The organism is Pseudomonas corrugata, from assembly GCF_001269905.1.
GTDB lineage: Bacteria > Pseudomonadota > Gammaproteobacteria > Pseudomonadales > Pseudomonadaceae > Aquipseudomonas > Aquipseudomonas corrugata.
Genome location: NZ_LHVK01000031.1, coordinates 109,077 through 131,890, shown reverse-complemented (window position 1 = coordinate 131,890; position 22,814 = coordinate 109,077). Strand labels below are relative to the sequence as shown.

Here is a 22,814-nt window from a genome sequence, read left to right as displayed (position 1 = left end):
GCACCGCAGTGCCTTGAGGTAACGATGATAAATGCAGTAATTGCCGCGGTTGGCGTCATGCTGGTGCTCAGCCTCTCCCGCGTGCATGTGGTGATCGCGCTGATTATCGGCGCATTGGTGGGTGGCCTGACCGGCGGTCTGGGCATCGAGGCGACGCTCAAGGCGTTCAATGCGGGCCTGGGTGGCGGTGCGACGGTGGCGCTGTCCTACGCCTTGCTCGGTGCTTTCGCAGTGGCGATTGCCAAGTCCGGCATGGCCCATGCTCTGGCCGACAAGGTTCTGGCCATGGTGGACCGTCAGGACGCCGCCGGTGGCTCGGGCATCAAATGGGTATTGATCGGCTTGCTTGGGATGGTTGCCGTCGCATCCCAGAATATCCTGCCGATTCACATCGCCTTCATCCCGTTGCTGGTGCCGCCGCTGCTCTACGTGCTGACCAAGTTGCAACTGGATCGCCGGCTGATCGCCTGCGTCATGACCTTCGGCCTGATCACCCCCTACATGTTCCTGCCAGTGGGGTTCGGCAATATTTTCCTCAATGAAATCCTGCTCGCCAGTATCACCCGCAGCGGCGTGGACGTCAGCGGCATCAACGTTGCCCACGCCATGGGTATCCCGGCGCTGGGCATGGTGTTCGGCTTGCTGCTGTCGTTGTTCAGCTACCGCAAGAAGCGTGTCTACGACCTGAAGAAAATCGCCAGGGTCGAGCAAGTGGCTGTGCGCTACAACCCGATGAGCCTGATGGTGGCCGGGTTGGCCGTGGCAGCAGCGTTCGCGATTCAGCTGCTGGTGGATTCGATGATCATCGGTGCCCTGGCCGGGTTCCTGATTTTCTCGCTGTCGGGGGTAGTGCGCTGGCGCGAGACTGACGACCTGTTTACCGAAGGCATGAAAATGATGGCGATGATCGGCTTCATCATGATCGCTGCCTCGGGGTTTGCCGAGGTGATGAAGGCCACTGGTGAAGTCCAGAGCCTGGTGGAAACCTCGGCAGCCTGGATTGGCCACAACAAGGGTGTCGGCGCGCTGATGATGTTGCTGGTGGGCCTGCTGGTGACCATGGGCATCGGCTCGTCATTCTCCACCGTACCGATCCTGGCCACGATTTTCGTGCCGCTGTGCCTGCAGCTGGGTTTCAGCCCGTTGGCGATCGTCTGCATCGTCGGCACTGCCGGCGCCCTCGGCGATGCGGGTTCGCCTGCGTCGGATTCAACCCTCGGCCCAACCTCTGGCCTGAACGTCGACGGCCAGCACCATCATATCTGGGACACCGTGGTTCCGACCTTCATTCACTACAACCTGCCTTTACTGGCGTTCGGTTGGGTGGCGGCGATGGTGCTGTAGCCCCAGACCCCGGTCACCTTTATCGCGAGCAGGCTCGCCCCACAGGGAGATGCATTCCAATGTGGGAGCGAGCCTGCTCGCGATTGCTTTTATTATTGGCCTACAGTTTTCCCTCCGCTTGCCGTTAACACAGCTAACCACGCCAATAACACCTACAAGAGTGACCAGCATGCGCCTGAGCCTGAAGGCTAAAGTCCTGTCCCTGGCAATATTGCCGGTATTGTTGTCCGCTGTGATCATCAGCCTGACCACGGCCTACATCCTGACGATGCAGGCCGACAAAGAGGTGCAGCAGACCCGCGAACGCCTGCTAGCCGATGCCAAGGCGACGCTGCAGAGCTACGTAGCGGTGGGCCTGACCGCCATCAAACCGCTGTATGATGCCGCCGCTCCCGGTGATAACGCGGCGCGGGCCCAGGCCATCAAGCTGCTGTCGAACATCAGTTACGGCAAGGATGGCTACTTCTTCGGCTACGACTCCGAAACCGTGCGCCTGTTCAAGGCCAACAGCCCTGACGGCGTGGGCAAGAGTTTCAAGGAAAACCGTGACCCGAACGGTGTCTACGTCAACCGTGACCTGGTGAAAGTTGCCAAGGACGGGACTCACTACCTCGAATACAGCTCGCCACTGCCCAACAGCAAGGATCTGGTGCCCAAGCTCGGCTACACCGAATACCTGTCCAAGTGGGACATGGCGGTCGGCAGTTCGGTCAACCTGGATGGCATCGAAGGCCAGGTGGCTCTGGTGGAAGCCAAGGTCCATGAGCGTGTGCAAGGCGTGATACTGAGCATTGTCGGCATCGCCGCCGTGGTATTGCTGGTCATTGTGGTAGTGGGCCTGCTGTTGGCCAACACCATCCTGCGACCCTTGCACCTGATGAAGGACAACCTCGACGACATCGCGGCGGGCGAGGGCGACCTGACCCGGCGCCTGGCGATCACCAGCCAGGACGAACTCGGCCAGCTGGCCGGCTCGTTCAACCGCTTCGTCGACAAGATCCATGGCCTGGTGCGGCAGATCACCGACATGACTTCGCAACTGACCGGTTTGGTGACCCAGGTCTCCGAGCAAGCCCAACGTTCCGAGCAGGCCATGGAGCGTCAGCGCCACGAAACCGACCAGGTCGCCACGGCGATCAACGAGATGTCGTCCGCCGCCCAGGAAGTGGCCCGTAGCGCCCAGGGCGCCGCCGTGGCCGCCCAGCAGACCGACGAAGAAGGTCAGTCTGCCAAGCGCGTGGTGGCCGGCAGCATCCAGCAGATTCATGCGCTGGTGAACGACATTCGCAGCAGTGGCGTGTCCCTGGACAGCCTGCAACAGGACGTGGCCTCGATTGTCAGCGTGCTCGGGGTGATCCGTTCGATTGCCGAGCAGACCAACCTGCTGGCTCTCAACGCGGCCATCGAGGCGGCGCGTGCCGGGGAGGCGGGGCGTGGTTTCGCGGTGGTGGCCGATGAGGTCCGTGCCCTGGCCAGCCGGACCCAGCAGAGCACCCAGGAAATCCAGGGCATGATCGACCGTCTGCAATCGGGCACCCATGCAGCGGTCGAAGCGATGCGTCGTTCCAGTGAGGCTGGCGACGGTACATCGGTTCGCGCCAACGAGGCGGGAGCGTCCCTGGACACCATGGCGCAGTTGATCGGCACCATCAACTCGATGAACGCCCAGATCGCCAGCGCCGCGGAAGAGCAGACCGCGGTGGCCGAGGAAATCAATCGCAGCGTGCATCAGATCGCCGTGGCGGTGGACAGTGTGGCCGACGAAACCCAACTCGGCGCCCAGACCTCCCGTAGCCTGAATGACCTGGGCCAGCGCCTGGGCAAATTGGTCGGGCAGTTCCGGATCTGACGTCCAGGAGCTGCCGAAGGCTGCGATCTTCTGCTTCCGATCCAGATGTCTTCGCCTGGAGTACCAGGCCCTATCGGGAAAGGAGGATCGCAGCCTTCGGCAGTTCCTGTCGCGATCCATTGGTCAACACCCATCCCTGTTGGAATGGTGAGCCCGTTAAACATTCATGACTGACCACCGCTATCGCGAGCAGGCTCGCTCCCACAAGGGATCGGTGGTGACACGTAGGTATCAGATTAAGCCCGGACCCTGTGGGAGCGAGCCTGCTCGCGATAGCGGTGGGTCAGTTGGCAAGGATGCCAACTGCCAAGCCCGCCCCGTCCTATGGCTTGCGCACATCCCGCATCAACAACCCGAACCGCAGGTCCACCGCATCCGGTATCGGCACGTACACCACATGCCCGTCCCCCGGCGCAACGTCGATGCTCTGGCCTTTCACGTTCTGCAATTGATGCAGATCGAAGTGAAAGTTGCCCTTGGGAGTCATCAGTTCCATGTGGTCGCCCAACTCGAAGCGGTTCTTGACCCGTACTTCAGCCAGGCGTTCGCGCCGCTCGCCGGTGAGTTCGCCGACGAACTGCTGGCGCTCCGAGACTGAGCTGCCGTTCTGGTAGTTCTGATATTCATCGTGCACATGCCGGCGCAGGAAGCCTTCGGTGTAGCCGCGCTGGGCCAGTGATTCCAGATCGGTCATCAGGCCAAGGTCGAATTTGCGGCCGGCCACGGCATCATCGATCGCCTGGCGATACGCTTGGGTTGTGCGCGCGCAGTAGAAGTGCGACTTGGTCCGGCCCTCGATTTTCAGGGAGTGCACGCCCATGCGGGTCAATTGCTCCACATGCTGCACGGCCCGCAGATCCTTGGCGTTCATGATGTAGGTGCCGTGCTCATCCTCGAAAGCCGGCATGGATTCGTCCGGACGGTTGGCCTCCTGGAGCAGAAATACCTGGTCGGTGGGCGCGCCGAGGCCCAGGGTGGGTTCGGGTTGATAGCTGTGCACGATGTCGCCCACGGCGTTTTCCACCGCGGGTTGGGCCGAATATTTCCAGCGACAGGCGTTGGTGCAACTGCCCTGGTTGGCGTCGCGCCGATTCAGGTAGCCGGACAACAGGCAACGCCCGGAATAGGCCATGCACAGGGCCCCGTGGACGAACACCTCCAGTTCCATGGCCGGCACTTGCTGGCGGATCTCGGCGATTTCCTCCAGGGACAATTCTCGAGAAAGAATAATCCGGCTCAGGCCCTGCTGCTGCCAGAACTCGACGCTCGCCCAGTTCACCGTGTTGGCCTGCACCGACAGATGGATCGGCATCTGCGGGAAATGCCGTCGCACCAGCATGATCAAGCCCGGATCGGACATGATCAGCGCATCGGGTGCCATGGCAATCACCGGTTCGAGGTCTTTGAGGAAGGTGCGCAGCTTGGCGTTGTGCGGCGCAATGTTCACCACCACGTAGAAGCGCTTGCCCGCCGTGTGGGCTTCACGAATGCCCAGGGCCAGGTTGGCGTGGTCGAATTCATTGTTGCGCACCCGCAGGCTGTAGCGCGGCTGGCCGGCATAGACCGCATCGGCGCCATAGGCGAAGGCATAGCGCATGTTCTTCAGGGTGCCGGCCGGGGCAAGCAGTTCGGGAGCTACGAGGGGCATGGTGGCGTCTGATCGCAAAAAGCGCCGAGGGTACGCCACGGCTGGCCAGGCGCTGTTGATCTGGATCAATGGAGCCGGTGAACGCAACGGCACTCCTGCGAGTCCTGACTGACTAATATTTACGAGCCAGGGACATGGAAAGCAAATGAACCGAAAGAGCCTGCAATACAAATCCCAAATGCTGCTGCTGATCCTGGTCAGTATCGCTTTCATCTGGATCCTGTTGCCGTTCTATGGGGCGGTGTTCTGGGCGATCATCCTCGGCATTGTCTTCGCGCCGATGCAACATCGCCTGCAACTGAAATTCGGCTGGCCGCGCAATGTCACTTCGTTGTGCACCCTGGGCATCTGTGTGGTCATCGCGATCCTGCCGGTGATCGTCATCAGCACGCTGCTGGTCCAGGAAGGCACTGCGTTGTACAAGAGCCTGGAAAGTGGGGAGCTGGACATTGCCGATTACCTGGCGCGGTTCAAGGACGCCTTGCCGCCGTACTTCCAGCATCTGCTGGACCGCTTCGGCCTGGGTAACCTGAGCGGGCTGCGGGACAAGATCGTCAAGAGTGCCATGCAGGGCAGCGAGTTCTTCGCCACCCAGGCCTTCAGCTTCGGCCAGGGTACGTTTCAGTTCCTGGTCAGCTTCTTTGTGATGCTTTATCTGCTTTTCTTCTTCTTGCGCGACGGCACGGAACTGGTGCGCAAGGTGCGCACGGCTGTGCCCCTGGCGGAGTACCAGAAGCGGCGCCTGCAATTGAAGTTCAATCGGGTGGTACGGGCGACGGTCAAGGGCAACCTGCTGGTCGCGATCACCCAGGGAGCACTGGGTGGGCTGATCTTCTGGATCCTGGGCATTTCAACCGTGTTGCCCTGGGCCGTGCTGATGGCCTTCCTGTCGCTTTTGCCGGCGGTGGGGGCGGGCATCGTCTGGGCGCCGGTGGCGGTGTATTTCCTGCTCTGCGGGGCGATCTGGCAAGGCGTTGTGCTGACGCTGTTCGGCGTGTTCGTGATCGGCCTGGTGGATAATCTCCTGCGCCCGATCCTGGTGGGCAAGGACACCAAGATGCCCGATTATATGGTCCTGGTCTCGACACTGGGCGGCCTGGCGGTGTTCGGGCTGAACGGGTTCGTGATCGGGCCTCTCATCGCCGCCTTGTTCATTTCCAGCTGGGCCTTGTTTGTCGAAAGCGCGCCCCGGGTGAAATTGCCCTAGCGGTCTTAGGCGCTCAACATGTAGGTGCCGATGCGCTGCGACAAGGCCTGGGCGGCGGGCAGTGACGTCAGCGGACCGCTGATGGTGACCCCGTCCTGGACCAGATACCAGCAGGCCAACAGGCCGCGTTCACGGAGTGCGGCGGGGACGGCGCTGCCAATGACAGACATGATTTGAATATTGAGCATGGGAACCTCCATCTATCGATGGGGTTACCTTACGACTCAGCCGGCAAGGGGAAAAATCAACCGCTTCAATAGTGGGAATCGATGCCGCTCAGTCGACGACCAGATCAAGCATATGCACCACTTCCCGTTCATTGAGCACGCCCTTGCGCACCAGGTTTTCCGTCAACAAAGACAGGAACTTGGCTGTGCGATGGCCTTCCAGGTGCTTGAGCTCGGTCAGCACGTTGTACACCTTGCCGGAGGTGCACAGGCCGACGATGCGGTGCGGGTTTTGCGTGGGCATACCTTCGTCCTTGTTGTTATGAAGCTGTTGTTGTCGGACAGGGCCAGCTTGCGGCACAGCCATGACGCTCACGTGACAGCTCGGGTTGGCGGAAAAGAAAGCAGGATTCAGACCATAATGCCTTTTTGGCGCCGGAATATTGTTCCGGTAGCGACCTCCGGCGGGTCTTATACGGCCTCCAGCAGGTTTTTCGCCCACAAAAAAGCCCCTGGATCTTTCGATTCAGGGGCTTTTGATGTTGCTGTCTGGCTCCACGACCTGGACTCGAACCAGGGACCCAGTGATTAACAGTCACTTGCTCTACCAACTGAGCTATCGCGGAATGACGCGTATGTTACTGATTGGAAAAGAGAAGTCAAGCTTTGGGTGGTGGGCGGTGCGTTTAAGTGGTCGTGGGCTTCCCTCAAACACTTGTTACCGCTTCACACAAGTAAGGATCATGCCGCAAAAAACGACTGTGGGAGCGAGCCTGCTCGCGATGGCGGCGAATCATTCAACACCAATGTTGGATGACCCTCCGCCATCGCGAGCAGGCTCGCTCCCACAGGTTTTATGCGGGTTTTCAGATCACCTGAACAATCGCCTTGGTCACCGCGTCGATGTTGTTCTGGTTCAGCGCGGCCACGCAGATGCGGCCGGTGTCCAGGGCGTAGATGCCGAATTCGTTGCGCAGGCGGGTCACTTGTTCAACGGTCAGGCCGGAGTAGGAGAACATCCCGCGCTGGCGTGCGACGAAGCTGAAATCGCGGTGCGACGCGGCCTTGGCCAGCATGTCCACCATCTGGTTGCGCATGCCGCGGATCCGCAGGCGCATTTCCGCCAGTTCGGCTTCCCACTGGGCCCGCAGCTCTGGGCTGTTGAGCACGGCGGCAACGATGCTGGCGCCATGGGTCGGCGGGTTGGAATAGTTGGTGCGGATCACGCGCTTGACCTGGGACAGCACGCGAGCACTTTCTTCTTTCGATTCGCTGACGATCGACAGGGCGCCGACGCGCTCGCCGTACAGGGAGAACGACTTGGAGAACGAGCTGGAGGCAAAGAAGGTCAGGCCCGACTCGGCGAACAGGCGCACGGCCGCCGCGTCTTCGTCGATGCCGTCGCCAAAGCCCTGGTAGGCCATGTCCAGGAACGGCACATGGTTCTTGGCCTTGACCACGGCCAGTACGTTTTTCCAGTCCTCGGGGCTCAGGTCCACGCCGGTCGGGTTGTGGCAGCAGGCGTGCAGCACAATGATCGAGCGGTCGGGCAGGGCGTTGAGGTCTTCCAGCAGGCCGGTACGGTTCACGTCGTGGGTGGCGGCGTCGTAGTAGCGGTAGTTCTGCACCGGAAACCCGGCGGTTTCGAACAGGGCGCGGTGGTTTTCCCAGCTCGGGTCGCTGATGGCCACGACGGCATCAGGCAGCAATTGCTTGAGGAAGTCGGCGCCGATCTTCAGCGCACCGGTGCCGCCCACAGCCTGGGTGGTGATGACACGGCCAGAGGCGATCAGTGGCGAATCCTTGCCGAACAGCAGGGTCTGGACCGCCTGGTCATAGGCAGCGATGCCGTCGATCGGCAGATAACCGCGGGAAACGTGCTGAGCCACGCGAATCGTCTCGGCTTCGACAACGGCGCGCAGAAGCGGAATGCGCCCCTCTTCATTGCAGTAAACACCCACCCCCAGGTTGACCTTATCGGTACGGGTGTCGGCGTTGAATGCTTCGTTGAGGCCCAGGATTGGGTCGCGGGGTGCCAATTCGACAGCGGAAAACAGGCTCATTAGTGCGCGGCTCTGAATGGAGTGTGAGGGGGACGTGTGGCGCTCCAGCCGGATGCACTAGAGCGGTGCACAAACGGGGAGTTAGTATAGAGGCCATCACTGGACACGGCGACAGGCGATTCGGTTTTTACGGTAAGTATTTTCGATTTTTTTCGACCGTTAGTCCCTTCGCCGCGTCAAAGACTCCAAGGCGTGTAGGACGTTCGTCTTGAAAGCTAAGGCATTCACCTCCACATTGTCTGCACTCCAGCTTTTTCCTCGGGCGACATCCGTCGTTTCGGTCTTCCTCGTTCCCGTCGCCTGGCCGACAGGCGTGAACCCAGAGGTTATGTTATGTCTGAATTCCAGCTAGTCACCCGATTCAAGCCCGCTGGCGACCAGCCGGAAGCCATCCGCCTGATGGTCGAGGGCATCGAGGCGGGGCTGGCCCACCAGACGTTGCTCGGTGTGACCGGTTCGGGCAAGACCTTCAGCATCGCCAACGTGATCGCCCAGGTGCAGCGTCCGACCCTGGTGCTGGCACCGAACAAGACCCTGGCGGCTCAACTGTATGGCGAGTTCAAGGCGTTCTTCCCGAACAACGCCGTGGAGTACTTCGTCTCTTACTACGACTACTACCAGCCGGAAGCCTACGTGCCGTCGTCGGACACCTTCATCGAGAAGGACGCCTCGATCAACGACCACATCGAGCAGATGCGGCTGTCGGCGACCAAGGCGTTGCTCGAGCGCAAGGATGCGATCATCGTCACCACGGTGTCGTGCATCTACGGCTTGGGCAGCCCGGAAACGTACCTGAAGATGGTGCTGCACGTGGATCGCGGCGACAAACTCGACCAGCGTGCCTTGCTGCGCCGCCTCGCGGACCTGCAATACACCCGCAACGACATGGATTTCGCCCGGGCAACGTTCCGAGTGCGCGGGGATGTGATCGATATCTACCCGGCGGAATCCGACCTGGAGGCGATCCGCATCGAACTGTTCGATGACGAGGTGGAGAGCATTTCGGCGTTCGATCCGCTGACCGGCGAGGTGATCCGCAAGCTGCCACGCTTCACCTTCTACCCCAAGAGCCACTATGTCACGCCGCGGGAAACCCTGCTGGACGCCATTGACGGGATCAAGGCCGAGCTCCAGGAGCGCCTGGAGTACCTGCGCTCGAACAACAAGCTGGTGGAAGCCCAGCGCCTGGAGCAGCGGACCCGGTTCGACCTGGAAATGATCCTTGAACTGGGTTATTGCAACGGTATCGAAAACTACTCGCGCTACCTGTCGGGCCGCCCGGCGGGTGCGCCGCCCCCCACCTTGTATGACTACCTGCCGGCCGACGCCTTGCTGGTGATCGACGAATCCCATGTCAGCGTGCCCCAGGTGGGCGCGATGTACAAAGGCGACCGGTCCCGCAAGGAGACCCTGGTGGAATACGGATTCCGCCTGCCTTCGGCGCTGGACAACCGGCCGATGCGTTTCGATGAATGGGAAGGCGTGAGCCCGCAGACTATTTTTGTCTCGGCCACCCCCGGCAACTACGAAGCCGAGCATGCCGGTCGCGTGGTCGAGCAAGTGGTGCGGCCGACCGGCCTGGTGGACCCGCAAGTCGAAGTGCGCCCGGCGCTGACCCAGGTCGACGACCTGCTTTCGGAAATCAACAAGCGCGTGGCCATCGACGAGCGGGTCCTGGTGACCACCCTGACCAAGCGCATGGCCGAGGACCTCACCGATTACCTGGCCGATCATGGCGTGCGGGTGCGATACCTGCATTCGGATATCGACACGGTGGAGCGGGTCGAGATCATCCGCGACCTGCGCCTGGGCACCTTCGACGTGGTGGTGGGCATCAACCTGCTGCGCGAAGGCCTGGACATGCCGGAAGTGTCGCTGGTGGCGATCCTCGACGCCGACAAGGAAGGCTTCCTGCGCTCCGAGCGCTCGCTGATCCAGACCATCGGCCGGGCGGCGCGTAACCTCAATGGCCGGGCGATTCTGTATGCCGACCGCATCACTGGCTCCATGGAACGGGCCATCGGTGAGACTGAGCGCCGTCGTGACAAGCAGATCGCCTTCAACCTGGCCAATGGCATCACGCCCAAAGGGGTGTTCAAGGACGTTGCCGATATCATGGAAGGTGCCACCGTGCCCGGTTCGCGCAGCAAGAAGCGCAAGGGCATGGCCAAGGCCGCCGAAGAGAGCGCCCGCTACGAAGCGGAACTGCGCTCGCCGAGCGAAATCACCAAGCGTATCCGTCAGTTGGAAGAGAAAATGTACCAACTGGCCCGGGACCTGGAATTCGAAGCGGCGGCGCAATTGCGGGACGAGATTGGCAAGTTGCGCGAGCGGTTGCTCACTGTCTGAGTTTTGCAGTGGCCTTAAGGGCCTCATCGCGAGCAGGCTCGCTCCCACAGGGATTTGTGAACGCCACAAGTCCAGTGTGTGCGAGCCTGCTCGCGATTGAGGACGACGCGGTCTGACAGATGCACAAATCCCTTTGACTGGAGCCCGCCTACCATCGCCTGCTACCATTCGCCCCTTGTTTGATCTTCGCTTTTACCTTCTTTCCGAGACATGCCATGACCACCGTCCGTACCCGCATCGCGCCTTCGCCCACTGGCGATCCCCATGTCGGCACCGCCTACATCGCTTTGTTCAACTATTGCTTTGCCAAGCAGCACGGCGGTGAGTTCATCCTGCGGATCGAGGACACCGACCAGTTGCGTTCGACGCGCGAGTCCGAACAGCAGATTTTCGACGCCCTGCGCTGGCTCGGCATCGACTGGAGTGAGGGCCCGGACGTTGGCGGGCCGCACGGCCCGTATCGGCAGAGCGAGCGTGGCGACATCTACAAGCAGTATTGCCAGCAACTGGTGGACATGGGGCACGCGTTCCCATGCTTCTGCACCGCTGAAGAGCTGGACCAGATGCGCGCCGAGCAGATGGCCCGTGGCGAAACACCACGCTACGATGGTCGCGCGTTGCTCCTGTCCAAAGAAGAAGTTGCCCGGCGCCTGGCCGCCGGCGAGCCCCATGTGATCCGCATGAAAGTGCCGAGCGAAGGCGTCTGCGTGGTGCCGGACATGCTGCGTGGCGATGTCGAGATCCCGTGGGATCGCATGGACATGCAGGTGCTGATGAAGACCGACGGCTTGCCGACGTACTTCCTGGCGAACGTGGTCGACGACCACCTGATGGGCATCACTCACGTACTGCGCGGTGAAGAGTGGCTGCCATCGGCGCCGAAACTGATCCTGCTCTACGAATATTTTGGCTGGGAGCAACCGCAGTTGTGCTACATGCCGCTGCTGCGTAACCCGGACAAGAGCAAACTGTCCAAGCGCAAGAACCCGACCTCGGTGACGTTCTACGAGCGCATGGGCTTCATGCCCGAGGCGATGCTCAACTACCTGGGCCGCATGGGGTGGTCGATGCCGGACGAGCGCGAGAAATTCTCGTTGCAGGAAATGGTCGAGCACTTCGACCTCTCGCGTGTCTCTCTGGGCGGGCCGATCTTCGACATCGAGAAGCTGTCCTGGCTCAACGGCCAGTGGCTGCGGGATCTGCCAGTGGAAGAGTTTGCCGCACGCGTGCAGAAGTGGGCATTGAACCCCGAGTACATGATGAGGATCGCTCCCCACGTGCAGGGCAGGGTGGAGACGTTCAGCCAGATTGCGCCGCTGGCGGGCTTTTTCTTTGCCGGTGGCGTGACGCCGGATGCGAAGCTGTTCGAGTCCAAGAAACTCTCGGGCGATCAGGTGCGCCAGCTGATGCAACTGATCCTGTGGAAACTCGAAAGCCTGCGCCAATGGGAAAAGGACAGCATCACCGCGACTATCCAGGCCGTGGTCGAATCCCTGGAGCTGAAATTGCGCGACGCCATGCCGTTGATGTTCGCCGCCATTACCGGCCAGGCCAGCTCGGTGTCGGTGCTTGATGCGATGGAAATCCTCGGGCCGGACCTGACCCGCTTCCGCCTGCGCCAGGCCATCGATCTGCTCGGTGGCGTGTCGAAGAAGGAAAACAAGGAGTGGGAAAAACTGCTGGGCGCGATTGCCTAAGCGGTCGTTAGGGCAGGGCATACCCCGGTTTTCCGGGGTTTGTCGGTAAGTGGTTGTTATCCCGGCAAAAAATTTTCAAATTTGTTGAAAATAAATTTGACAGCCCTCCGATACGCCCTTAAGATTCGCCCCGTCCTCAGCGATGAGGGGCTATAGCTCAGCTGGGAGAGCGCTTGCATGGCATGCAAGAGGTCGACGGTTCGATCCCGTCTAGCTCCACCAATTTACACTTCAGGGTCTGGCCACACCGGCCTTGAAGCGATCAACACTCAGCGTTGATCAGTAGTTAGAAGGGTTTGCGTCCCCTTCGTCTAGTGGCCTAGGACACCGCCCTTTCACGGCGGTAACAGGGGTTCGAGTCCCCTAGGGGACGCCAGTTTTACAGAAGCGATGTTGCAAGATGTCGCTCCGCCGCGAGGCGAAAATCCGGGGCTATAGCTCAGCTGGGAGAGCGCTTGCATGGCATGCAAGAGGTCGACGGTTCGATCCCGTCTAGCTCCACCAATTGTCAGGTTCAAGGTCTGGCCACACCGGCCTTGAATCGATCAGTTCTCAGCGCTGATCAAGCAAGAAGGTTTGTGTCCCCTTCGTCTAGTGGCCTAGGACACCGCCCTTTCACGGCGGTAACAGGGGTTCGAGTCCCCTAGGGGACGCCACGATTACCCGCTTTGCGGGATTTTATAGGGGTCATTCAATTATTGAATGGCCCTTTTGTTTGTCTGGCGTTCAGCCAATTCTCCTGTCCTCGAACAAGATACTGCCGACCAGCGGGCCGAGATTCCGCTTGCGGAAAATTATTATGCATATAATATTGTGATCGTAATATTCGGAGGCAGCAATGAGCGATAAAAAAGCACAGACCCGTGAGCGCATTATCAAGGCCGCCAGTGACGCGTTGATCCAGCGTGGTCCGGCCGAGCCGAGCGTGGGCGAGGTAATGGGCGCGGCCGGGCTGACGGTGGGCGGGTTCTACGCTCATTTCGAAAGCAAGGATGCGCTGATGCTGGAGGCTTTCAAACAGTTGCTCAGTCGGCGTCGGGGCCTGATCGCCGACATGGATGCCGAACTGACCGGCGAAGAGCGGCGCGCCCTGGTGGCGGCGTTCTACCTGTCGCGCAAGCATCGGGACTCCACCGAAAACGCCTGCCCGATCCCGGCGTCGATCGGTGAGTTGGGACGCCTGCCGGATCCGTTTCGTGACGTGCTCAACGAACACATTGAGTTAATGGCGGCGCAATTGGCCGCCAGCCCGGAAGACGCCGACAAGGCCCTCGCTGACATTGCCTTGATGGTCGGTGGCTTGGCCCTGGCCCGGGCGTTGGGTCCGGGAGAGTTATCGGATCGTGTGCTGCGTGCCGCCAAATCTGCGGTGCGGTGAGCTAAGGCGCAAGCCGTGGGAGAAGAACGATGGACAGATTGAGCTGGATTCGTGGCGTCAACGGCACGCTGGGTCGGGTGGCTCCGCGTTTGGTGGCAAGGAAAATGCGCGCACTGTTCATGCATCCCCGGAATCTGCCGCCACGGGACTGGGAATTGCCATTGCTGGCAAGCTCCGAGCGCATCACCTTGCGCTTCGGTCTTTCGGCCCTGCGCTGGGGCAAAGGTCCGACCGTCTTGCTGATGCATGGCTGGGAAGGGCGACCCACGCAGTTCGCTGCGCTGATCACGGCGTTGGTGAACGCTGGCTATACGGTAGTGGCGCTGGACGGACCGGCCCATGGCCGTTCACCTGGCCGTGAGGCGAATGTTCTGCTGTTCGCCAGGGCAATGCTCGAAGCTGCGGCAGAACTGCCGCCGCTGCAAGCGGTGATCGGGCATTCCATGGGCGGGGCCAGTGCCATGCTCGCGGTCCAGCTGGGGCTGCGTACCGAGACACTGGTCAGCATTGCTGCCCCCGCGCGCATTCTTGGGGTGCTGCGCGGCTTCGCCCAGCTGGTGGGCCTTCCACCCCGGGCGCGTTCGGCCTTCATTCGTCAGGTGGAACACGATGTGGGCATGCGCGCCTCGAAGTTGGACGTGGCGCATTATCAGTTGGATGTGCCGGGGTTGATCGTCCACGCCGAGGACGACACCTCCGTCTTGGTCAACGAGTCGCAGTTGATTCATGAGGCCTGGTTTGACAGCCGCCTGCTGCGTTTGCCCCAGGGTGGGCACCAGCGGGTGCTGGCCGATCCCCGCGTCATCGATGGCGTGTTATCGCTGCTGGCCGGGCGCAATCTGCAAGCACGGCAATCGGCCTGAGTGGTGGGAGCCAGGCTTGCCCGCGATCGCGTCGGTATATTCGACATTGATGCAGTCTGACCCATCGCCATCGCGAGCAAGCCCGCCTCCCACAGGGATCGGGTACACTGCCCCGATCCACATTCGACCGGGAGAGGGGCATGGGCTGGGATCGGGCAACGCCGTTCATTATTGATCTTCAAGTAGCTGTCGAAGACATCGACGGGCTGGGCCACGCCAACAACGCGGTCTACGTCACCTGGCTCGAACGCTGTGCCTGGCGTCACTCCCAGCGCCTGGGGCTGGACCTGGCGGAGTACCGCCGACTGGACCGGGCAATGGCGGTGGTGCGCCATGAAGTCGACTACCTGGCGGCTGCCTACGAAGGCGACGAACTGCAACTGGCCACCTGGATCGTCGACTGGGACCAGCGGCTGAAGATGACCCGGCATTTCCAACTGGTCCGTCCCAGCGACAACACCACCGTGCTGCGGGCGCAGACCACATTTGTCTGCATCGAACTCTCCACCGGCAAGCCCAAGCGCATGCCGCCGGAATTCATCGAAGGCTATGGCCCGGCGCTAGCGGCCCATGCTTCATCCGGCATCCTCGCCAACTGATCCAGCGCTATCGCGAGCAGGCTTGCTCCCACAGAATCCGGTAAACTGCCGCACGTTTTTTCGTTGAGTGCGTTTTCCCATGCAAATTGCCCTGGCGCCCATGGAGGGGTTGGTCGACAACATCCTGCGGGACGTCCTGACTCGCGTCGGTGGTATCGACTGGTGCGTGACCGAGTTCATCCGCGTCAATGATCGCCTGCTCACACCGGCCTATTTCCACAAGCTCGCCCCGGAGCTGCTGACCGGCGCCCGAACCGCTGCCGGCGTGCCGCTGCGTGTGCAATTGCTGGGCTCCGACCCGGTGTGCCTGGCGGAAAACGCGGCGTTGGCGTGCGAATTGGGTTCGGAGGTGGTTGACCTGAATTTTGGCTGCCCGGCCAAGACAGTGAACAAGTCCCGAGGCGGCGCGGTGTTGCTCAAGGAGCCGGAGCTGCTCAACGAAATCGTCGAACATGTCCGTCGCGCGGTGCCAAAGCATATCCCGGTCACGGCCAAGATGCGCCTGGGCTTCGACAGTCCGGACGGTGCGCTGGTCTGCGCGACGGCGCTGGCCGAAGGCGGGGCGGCGCACATCGTGGTGCACGCGCGGACCAAGACTGACGGCTACAAGCCGCCGGCCCATTGGGAATGGATTCCCCGGGTGCAGGAAGTGGTCAAGGTGCCGGTATTCGCCAATGGGGATATCTGGAGTGTCGAAGATTGGCGTCGTTGCCGTGAAATCAGCGGCGTAGAGGACATCATGCTCGGTCGCGGCCTCGTTTCCCGTCCGGACCTGGCCCGGCAGATCGCCGCCGCCCGCGCCGGTGAAGAGGTGGTGCAGATGTCCTGGGCCGAGCTGCAACCGATGCTCCAGGATTTCTGGGTACAAGTGGTCGAACAGCTGACGCCGCGTCAGGCGCCCGGGCGCTTGAAGCAGTGGCTGGCGATGCTGACCCGCAATTATCCTGAAGCGGTCGAGCTGTTTACCGCGCTGCGTCGGGAAACCGAGCTCGATGCCGTGGGCCATTTGCTGGGTGTGCAGCGCACCGAAGCGGCCTGAAAAAAATTTCGAAAAAAGCTCTTGAAAAGTATTTGGCGATCCCTAGATAAGGGGTACGCGATGCCGAATTCGGGTCGCGGAGACAAAAAACCTTGCTGAACTTTTCAGGAGATTTGAATCATGAGTACTGCATTTTCGCTGGCCCCTCTGTTCCGTTCCTCGGTGGGCTTCGACCGTTTCAACGACCTGTTCGAAACCGCCTTGCGCAACGAACCGGGCAGCAGCTATCCACCCTACAACGTGGAAAAATACGGTGATGATGAATACCGCATCGTAGTCGCCGCCGCCGGCTTCCAGGAAGAAGACCTGGACCTGCAGGTGGAAAAAGGCGTGCTGACCATCAGCGGCGGTAAGCGCGAGGCCAGCAACGACAGCGTGACCTACCTGCATCAGGGCATCGCCCAGCGTGCGTTCAAGCTGTCCTTCCGCTTGGCGGATCATATCGAGATCAAGTCCGCCGGCCTGAGCAACGGTCTGTTGAGCATCGACCTGTTGCGGGTGATTCCGGAAGAGGCGAAAGCCAAGCGCATCCCGATCAACGGTGCGCAGCAGCAACCCGCGCTGCAGAACTGATGCATCGCCACTGAAAAAGGGCGCCGAAGGGGCGCCCTTTTTCATATGGAAAGCTTTGTAAAACTCCGTTGTGGCGAGGGGATAAATCCCCTCAGGGCTGCGTAGCAGCCCTAAAATCAGCCAACTCGGTATGTCAGATGGATTGAGTCTGCAGCATGGGGGCTGCTTTGCAGCCCAGCGGGGATGAATCCCCTCGCCACAGAAGACAGTTTCGCTCGTTACGGAAGCAACCGCTCGAACGCATCCAGCGGCAACGGCCGGCTGTGCAGGTAGCCCTGGTACAGATGGCAATCGAGCCCCTGCAGGAAGTGCAGTTGTTCCAGGGTTTCCACGCCTTCGGCAATCATCTCCAGGTTAAGGCTGCGGGCCATGGCGACGATGGCACGGATGATCTCGGCATCGTTGGGGTCGCTGGTGGCGTCGCGCACGAATGATTGGTCGATTTTCAGCGTATCCACTGGAAGACGCTTGAGGTAGGTCAGCGACGAATAACCGGTGCCAAAGTCATCCATGGCGAAGCTCACCCCCAGCTTCTTGAGGCGACGCATCTTGCCGATGGTGTCGTCCAGGTTCTGGATCACGATGCCTTCGGTGATTTCCAGTTTCAAAATGGTGCAGGGCAGGCCGTGGGTCGCGAGGCTGCTTTCGATGCGCTCAACGAAGTCGCTCTGCCGGAACTGGCGCGGGCTGATGTTCACGCACAGACTGAACCGCTGCGGATCGATCTTGCCCTTGGCGATCAATTGCTTGAAGCCATCACAGGCTTCATCGAGGATCCAGGTGCCCACTTCCAGGATCAGTCCGCTGTCTTCCAGGACCTTGATGAACTCGTTGGGCGACTGGGCGCCCAGTTCGGGATGATGCCAGCGCACCAGTGCTTCGGCACCGACGATCCGGTTGTCGCGGGCGTCGACCTGGGGTTGGAAGTGCAGGCTGAACTCGTTGCGGGCCAAGGCCTGGCGCAAGTCGGTTTCCATGCGCAGCCGTTCACTGGCCGCCTTTTGCATGGTGGTGTGAAACATCTGCGAGGTGTTGCGCCCCGAATCCTTGGCGCGATAAAGCGCAATGTCGGCGCGCTTGAGCAGGTCGGCTGGGGTAGCGCCATGGTCGGGAATCAGCGCCATGCCAATGCTGGGTGTGACCTGAAGTCGCTGGCCGTCGAGGAACATCGGTTCCGACAGCAGTTCGCGCAGGGTGTCGGCCAGCTTCTGCACCTGCTCGCTGACTTCGTTGCGGGTACCTTCCAGGCCGCTGAGCAACACCACGAACTCGTCGCCGCCCAATCGCGCGACGGTGTCCTCCAGGCGAACGCTGGCTTCCAGGCGCGCGGTGATGATTTTCAGCACCGTGTCACCCACCGGATGGCCCAGGGAATCGTTGATGTGCTTGAAGTGGTCGAGATCGAGGAACAGGAGCGCACCGCGCAGGTTATGGCGCTTGAGCAGGGCGATCTGCTGGCTCAGCCGGTCCATCAGCAGGGCCCGGTTGGGCAGGTTGGTCAGCGGGTCGTGATAGGCCAGGTGACGGATCTGAGCCTCGGCGTTGCGCAGCAGGCTCACGTCCCGCGCAGTCAGCAGCAGGCAGTCCGTCTCGTTGAGTGTAATGGGCTCGACCGATACCTCAACCGTGAGCAATTCCCCGCGCTTGTTGCGCCCGAGCATTTCCTGGTGAAGCACCCGGCCCTTGAGTTGCAGTTCGGTCAACAGGGTTGCGCGCTGTTTTTCCTCGGCCCAGATGCCAACCTCGTACACCGTGTGCCCGATCACTTCGTCGGCGCGGTAACCGGTCAGGCGGCAAAAGCCATCATTGACCTCAAGGTAGCGGCCGCTTTCGCGTTCGGTGATGGTGATGGCGTCAGGGCTGGAGTGGAACGCCTTGGCGAATTTCTCCTCGCTGGACTTCAGGGCCGCTTCGGAGCGTTGTTGTTGGGTGATGTCCCGCAGGGTGGTGACGACGCAGGGCTGGTTGCTGACGTTGATCTGACGACTGGAGATCACGCAGGTGAGCGGTTGGCCGTTCTTGTGGTGGACGACAATTGCGACATTGTTCAGCGATTGTTCGCGAATCACCCGTTCGATACGTTGCAGGCTGTTGCCTGAGGCATCCCAGAGACCGATTTCGTCGGCGCTGCGGCCGATCACGTCGCTGGCGGACCAGCCGAACGTCTGGGTGAAGCTGGAGTTGATCTCGAGGAAGCGGTTACTGTCCTGGTGGGTGACGCAGATCGGATCGGGGCTGACCTGGAACAACGTGGCGAATTTTTCCTCCGACGCCGCCAGGCTCTGCTCGCGTTCCACCTGGTCGGTGATGTCCAGCAAGGTACCGGCCATGCGTTGGGGGCTGCCGTCGTCGTTGCGGTAGAGGCGGGCGCGGCTCTCCAGGTAACGGGAGCTGCCGTCCGGCAATTGCACGCGATAGGTCAGTTGATAATTGCCCGCCGGACCTTCGCGCAGGCTGCGATACGCATTGCGCATGTTGTTGCGCTCTTCGTCGGGGACTCCTTCGAAAAACGCGTCGAACGACTCGTGGAACGGCTTGGGCTCCAGGCCATGGAGCTGCGCGGCACGGGCCGAGCCGTAGAGCATGCCGCTAGGTATGTGCCAGTCCCAGGTGCCCAGTTGCGCCGAGTCGAGGGCCAGGTCGAGGCGTTCCTGGCTGTCCTTGAGGGCCAGTTCGGCCAGTTTGCGTTCAGTGGTGTCGAGAAACGTGCTCAGCAGATAGGGCTGCCCTTCAAGTTCGACCTTTTGCGCGCTGAGGATGCCGTTGTGGATCTGGCCGTTACTGGCGCGGAATTCCACCTCCATGCTCACCAGTTCGCCCTTGGCCTTGGTGGCTTCCACCAGTCTTGCCCGCTGGCTGGGATCGACCCACAGGCCCAGTTCCAGGGTGGTACGGCCGATGACATCGTGCACCGGCCAGCCGAACAGGCTTTCGAAATACTGGTTGGCTTCGCTGATCAGCCCGTCTTCCTGGCGGGTCAGCAGCACCATGTTCGGGCAGAGGTGAAAGAGCGTGGCAAAGCGTTTCTCCGAGCTGCGCAAGGCCTGTTCGCGCTCGCGCTGGTGGGTGATCTCACGGATGACCCCGATCATGCGCGGGCGTCCGTGCTTGTCGGGCGATACGCTGCCGCTGATTTCCAGCCAGTGCAGGCTGCCGTCGGGCCAGACAATGCGATGGTGCATCGCCTGTTCCAGCGGCGCGCCGGCCACGGCCGCGTGAAAGGCGCGGATGGCCTTGGTGCGGTCCTCGGGCAATAGCAGGTCCAGGTAATCCACATCCCCTGGCAGCGGCTGGCGCGGGTCGAAGCCGAACAGCGCCTGGGTGCCCCTGGACCAACTGATCCGCCCGGTATCGATGTCCCACGACCAGGCCCCCAGCCGCGCTCCGTTCAGCGCGGCCAGCAACTGCGGCGCGCTGTCCCAGCTTTGCTCCGACCGTTTCGGGTCAAGCGCCTGGATACGCGGCAGGGGCGGGAGATGGTCAGCGGGTTTGGGCATTATCTAGCGAGCCTTGGGCAGTGAGCGTTAAGCGCAGGCATTTTCGGCTCTATAGGAGTAGCACAACCTATGCCCTTGTCCCTGGCAGATCGATTTGTGCGTCCAGTAGGGACATGAAAGCGCGCGCAGCATTCGACAGTGTCCGTTCAGTGTGCAAGATATAGCCTAGCTGGCGACTGAGTTGTATGCCCGGCAAAGGGATGCGCGCCACCTGATCGTCGAGCATGGTGCGCGGCAGGACACTCCAGGCCAGGCCAATGGAAACCATCATCTTTATGGTTTCCAGATAATTCGTGCTCATGGCGATGTTCGGTGTCAGGTCCTGAGCCTCGAACAGGCGCCGGACAATGTGATGGGTAAAGGTATTGCCCCCCGGGAAAACCGCGGGATGCAGGGCGATATCCGCCAGGCTGACCGCGCGATTGTCCAGCAGCGCATGTTCCGGCGCCACCACGAAATCCAGGGGGTCGTCCCACACCGGCGTGGCACGCATCAGCGCATGCGGCTCGGGGGCGAGGGTGATGACCGCCAGTTCCGCCCGTCCGTGAAGAATTTCTTCGTAGGCCACTTCCGAATCCAGGAACTGAATGTCCAGGGCCACTTGTGGATAACGTCGGGTGAATTCCCTCAATAGAGGCGGTAGGCGGTGCAGGCCGATGTGATGGCTGGTGGCGAGCGTCAGTCGCCCGGTGACTTCGCCGGCCAGGTTGGTCAGGGCGCGACGGGTGTCGTCCAGCACATTGAGGATTTGATAGGCCCGCGGCAGCAAGGCCCGACCGGCCTCGGTCAGGCCGATTTCACGGCCCAGCCGGTCGAACAAGCGGACGTTGAGCTGCTGTTCCAGCCCGGCGATACGCTTGCTGATCGCCGGCTGGGTCAGGTGCAAGCGTTCACCGGCGCCGGAGAAACTGCCCGTCTCGGCGATGGCGATAAAGGCGTTGAGGTTGGCGAGGTCCATGGCGATCCTGGTTTGATTCCTGTTGGTTATGCAAAGTATGAAAAATATGAATTTGAGTTATTTAATGTAGCCCCATAACATCAGCCTCACAAGCCAAAGGGTTATTGAGTCGTTCAAGATCCGGGGCATAGAAACAAGCTGATGAGGAACCGTCTGATGGCCGGCAAAACGCTCTACGACAAGCTCTGGGATTCGCATTTGGTCAAGCAGCGCGACGATGGCTCGGCGCTGATCTATATCGACCGTCACATCATCCATGAAGTGACTTCGCCACAGGCGTTCGAAGGGCTGCGCCTGGCCGGACGCAAGCCATGGCGGATCGATGCCAACATCGCGACCCCGGACCACAACGTGCCGACCACCCCGGAACGCAAGGGCGGTATCGAAGCCATTGTCGACCAGGTTTCGCGTTTGCAGGTCCAGACCCTCGATGACAACTGTGACGAATACGGCATCGTTGAATTCAAGATGAATGACGTGCGCCAGGGTATCGTCCACGTCATCGGTCCGGAACAGGGCGCGACCTTGCCGGGCATGACCGTGGTCTGCGGCGACTCCCACACCTCCACCCACGGTGCCTTTGGTGCCCTGGCCCACGGCATCGGCACTTCCGAGGTCGAGCATGTGCTCGCCACCCAGTGCCTGGTGGCCAAGAAAATGAAGAACATGCTGGTGCGCGTCGAGGGCAAGCTGCCGTTCGGCGTGACGGCCAAGGACATCGTCCTGGCGGTGATCGGCAAGATCGGCACTGCCGGCGGTAACGGCCATGCCATCGAGTTCGCCGGCAGCGCGATCCGCGACCTGTCCGTCGAAGGCCGCATGACCATCTGCAACATGTCCATCGAAGCCGGTGCCCGCGTGGGCCTGGTGGCTGCCGATGAAAAGACCGTTGAGTACGTCAAGGGTCGTCCGTTCGCCCCGAAAGGCGCCGAATGGGACTTGGCGGTCGAGGCCTGGAAAGACCTGGTGTCCGACGCCGATGCCAAATTCGATACGGTGGTCGAGCTCGACGCGACCCAGATCAAGCCGCAGGTCAGCTGGGGCACTTCCCCCGAGATGGTCCTGGCGGTGGATCAGAACGTACCGGACCCGGCCAAGGAGATGGACCTGGTCAAGCGTGACTCCATCGTTCGTGCCTTGAAGTACATGGGCTTGAGCGCGAACCAGGCGATTACCGATATTCAGCTCGATCGCGTGTTCATCGGTTCCTGCACCAACTCACGGATCGAAGACCTGCGTGCCGCGGCGGTGATCGCCAAGGGCCGCAAGGTCGCCTCGACCATCAAGCAGGCCATCGTGGTGCCGGGCTCGGGCCTGGTAAAGGCCCAGGCTGAAGCGGAAGGGCTGGATAAGGTGTTCATCGAGGCCGGTTTCGAGTGGCGTGAGCCAGGGTGTTCGATGTGCCTGGCGATGAACCCGGATCGCCTGGAGTCGGGTGAGCACTGCGCCTCCACCTCCAACCGCAACTTCGAAGGCCGTCAGGGCGCCGGTGGGCGCACCCACCTGGTCAGCCCGGCCATGGCCGCGGCGGCTGCCGTCAACGGCCGTTTCGTCGACGTCCGTGAATTGATCTGAAGGAGAGC

The 22,814-nt window shown here is 61.2% G+C and carries 17 protein-coding genes, 5 tRNA genes and 1 pseudogene; 16 read left to right on the top strand and 7 right to left on the bottom strand.

The window, feature by feature from the left end:
• The first annotated feature begins 27 nt into the window (after nt 1-27).
• The 3 genes and pseudogenes from AD665_RS26370 to AD665_RS28295 all read left to right on the top strand — a co-directional run bounded on the left by AD665_RS26370 (nt 28) and on the right by AD665_RS28295 (nt 3,193).
• Nucleotides 28-1,344 carry a Na+/H+ antiporter family protein gene (locus AD665_RS26370; RefSeq protein ID WP_162164419.1) on the top strand — a complete coding sequence of 439 codons (1,317 nt, stop codon included), beginning with the start codon at nt 28-30 and terminating at the stop codon, nt 1,342-1,344.
• 49 nt (nt 1,345-1,393) lie between these two features.
• Nucleotides 1,394-2,287, top strand: a pseudogene (locus tag AD665_RS28300) (cache domain-containing protein); the annotation flags it as partial.
• A gap of 84 nt (nt 2,288-2,371) precedes the next feature.
• A complete protein-coding gene (locus AD665_RS28295; protein ID WP_406822828.1) occupies nt 2,372-3,193 on the top strand; it encodes a methyl-accepting chemotaxis protein in 822 nt (273 codons plus the stop codon).
• Between the two features lie 322 nt (nt 3,194-3,515).
• Here the strand turns inward: AD665_RS28295 and trhP are convergent, their stop codons facing one another.
• Nucleotides 3,516-4,841 carry a prephenate-dependent tRNA uridine(34) hydroxylase TrhP gene (gene trhP / locus AD665_RS26360; protein ID WP_024776480.1) on the bottom strand — a complete coding sequence of 442 codons (1,326 nt, stop codon included), beginning with the start codon at nt 4,839-4,841 and terminating at the stop codon, nt 3,516-3,518.
• 145 nt (nt 4,842-4,986) lie between these two features.
• On the opposite strand from trhP, the gene AD665_RS26355 reads away from it, so the two are divergent.
• Complete coding sequence (locus AD665_RS26355; protein WP_024776481.1) at nt 4,987-6,048, top strand: AI-2E family transporter; 1,062 nt, start codon at nt 4,987-4,989, stop codon at nt 6,046-6,048.
• 5 nt (nt 6,049-6,053) lie between these two features.
• Here AD665_RS26355 and AD665_RS26350 read toward each other — a convergent pair whose 3' ends face one another.
• The 4 genes from AD665_RS26350 to AD665_RS26335 all read right to left on the bottom strand — a co-directional run bounded on the left by AD665_RS26350 (nt 6,054) and on the right by AD665_RS26335 (nt 8,278).
• Nucleotides 6,054-6,236: a hypothetical protein gene (locus AD665_RS26350; RefSeq protein ID WP_024776482.1), complete on the bottom strand. Its 183-nt coding sequence runs from the start codon at nt 6,234-6,236 to the stop codon at nt 6,054-6,056.
• Nucleotides 6,237-6,324: 88 nt separating this feature from the next.
• A complete protein-coding gene (locus AD665_RS26345; protein WP_024776483.1) occupies nt 6,325-6,519 on the bottom strand; it encodes a hypothetical protein in 195 nt (64 codons plus the stop codon).
• A gap of 246 nt (nt 6,520-6,765) precedes the next feature.
• Nucleotides 6,766-6,841: transfer RNA gene (locus AD665_RS26340), tRNA-Asn, on the bottom strand.
• 240 nt (nt 6,842-7,081) lie between these two features.
• A complete protein-coding gene (locus AD665_RS26335; RefSeq protein WP_053194379.1) occupies nt 7,082-8,278 on the bottom strand; it encodes an amino acid aminotransferase in 1,197 nt (398 codons plus the stop codon).
• 333 nt (nt 8,279-8,611) lie between these two features.
• Here AD665_RS26335 and uvrB point away from each other — a divergent pair, with 333 nt between their 5' ends.
• The 11 genes from uvrB to AD665_RS26280 all read left to right on the top strand — a co-directional run bounded on the left by uvrB (nt 8,612) and on the right by AD665_RS26280 (nt 16,776).
• The gene (gene uvrB / locus AD665_RS26330; RefSeq protein ID WP_024776485.1) at nt 8,612-10,627 is read left to right on the top strand and encodes an excinuclease ABC subunit UvrB; all 2,016 of its coding nucleotides are present in this window, start codon (nt 8,612-8,614) and stop codon (nt 10,625-10,627) included.
• Between the two features lie 215 nt (nt 10,628-10,842).
• Nucleotides 10,843-12,324 carry a glutamate--tRNA ligase gene (gene gltX / locus AD665_RS26325; protein WP_024776486.1) on the top strand — a complete coding sequence of 494 codons (1,482 nt, stop codon included), beginning with the start codon at nt 10,843-10,845 and terminating at the stop codon, nt 12,322-12,324.
• A gap of 146 nt (nt 12,325-12,470) precedes the next feature.
• Nucleotides 12,471-12,546, top strand: a tRNA-Ala gene (locus AD665_RS26320).
• A 78-nt stretch (nt 12,547-12,624) separates the two neighbouring features.
• Nucleotides 12,625-12,700: transfer RNA gene (locus AD665_RS26315), tRNA-Glu, on the top strand.
• Nucleotides 12,701-12,752: 52 nt separating this feature from the next.
• Nucleotides 12,753-12,828 (top strand) — tRNA-Ala (locus AD665_RS26310).
• Nucleotides 12,829-12,904: 76 nt separating this feature from the next.
• Nucleotides 12,905-12,980: transfer RNA gene (locus AD665_RS26305), tRNA-Glu, on the top strand.
• Nucleotides 12,981-13,162: 182 nt separating this feature from the next.
• Nucleotides 13,163-13,702, top strand: a complete 540-nt coding sequence (locus tag AD665_RS26300; RefSeq protein WP_024779172.1) for a TetR/AcrR family transcriptional regulator — start codon at nt 13,163-13,165, stop codon at nt 13,700-13,702.
• A 29-nt stretch (nt 13,703-13,731) separates the two neighbouring features.
• Entirely contained in the window at nt 13,732-14,565 is an 834-nt protein-coding gene (locus tag AD665_RS26295) for an alpha/beta fold hydrolase (RefSeq protein WP_024779171.1), read from the top strand.
• Nucleotides 14,566-14,705: 140 nt separating this feature from the next.
• Nucleotides 14,706-15,164 carry an acyl-CoA thioesterase gene (locus AD665_RS26290; protein WP_053194378.1) on the top strand — a complete coding sequence of 153 codons (459 nt, stop codon included), beginning with the start codon at nt 14,706-14,708 and terminating at the stop codon, nt 15,162-15,164.
• A gap of 79 nt (nt 15,165-15,243) precedes the next feature.
• A complete protein-coding gene (locus AD665_RS26285; RefSeq protein WP_024779169.1) occupies nt 15,244-16,203 on the top strand; it encodes a tRNA dihydrouridine synthase in 960 nt (319 codons plus the stop codon).
• A gap of 120 nt (nt 16,204-16,323) precedes the next feature.
• Nucleotides 16,324-16,776 (top strand): Hsp20 family protein, encoded by a 453-nt coding sequence (locus AD665_RS26280; RefSeq protein ID WP_024779168.1) that lies wholly within the window; start codon nt 16,324-16,326, stop codon nt 16,774-16,776.
• Between the two features lie 218 nt (nt 16,777-16,994).
• Here the strand turns inward: AD665_RS26280 and AD665_RS26275 are convergent, their stop codons facing one another.
• The gene (locus tag AD665_RS26275) at nt 16,995-20,273 is read right to left on the bottom strand and encodes an EAL domain-containing protein (RefSeq protein ID WP_024779167.1); all 3,279 of its coding nucleotides are present in this window, start codon (nt 20,271-20,273) and stop codon (nt 16,995-16,997) included.
• Between the two features lie 67 nt (nt 20,274-20,340).
• Nucleotides 20,341-21,231 carry a LysR family transcriptional regulator gene (locus AD665_RS26270; RefSeq protein ID WP_053194377.1) on the bottom strand — a complete coding sequence of 297 codons (891 nt, stop codon included), beginning with the start codon at nt 21,229-21,231 and terminating at the stop codon, nt 20,341-20,343.
• 156 nt (nt 21,232-21,387) lie between these two features.
• Between AD665_RS26270 and leuC the strand changes: the two genes are divergently transcribed.
• A complete protein-coding gene (gene leuC / locus AD665_RS26265; RefSeq protein ID WP_024779165.1) occupies nt 21,388-22,806 on the top strand; it encodes a 3-isopropylmalate dehydratase large subunit in 1,419 nt (472 codons plus the stop codon).
• The last annotated feature ends 8 nt before the right edge of the window (nt 22,807-22,814 follow it).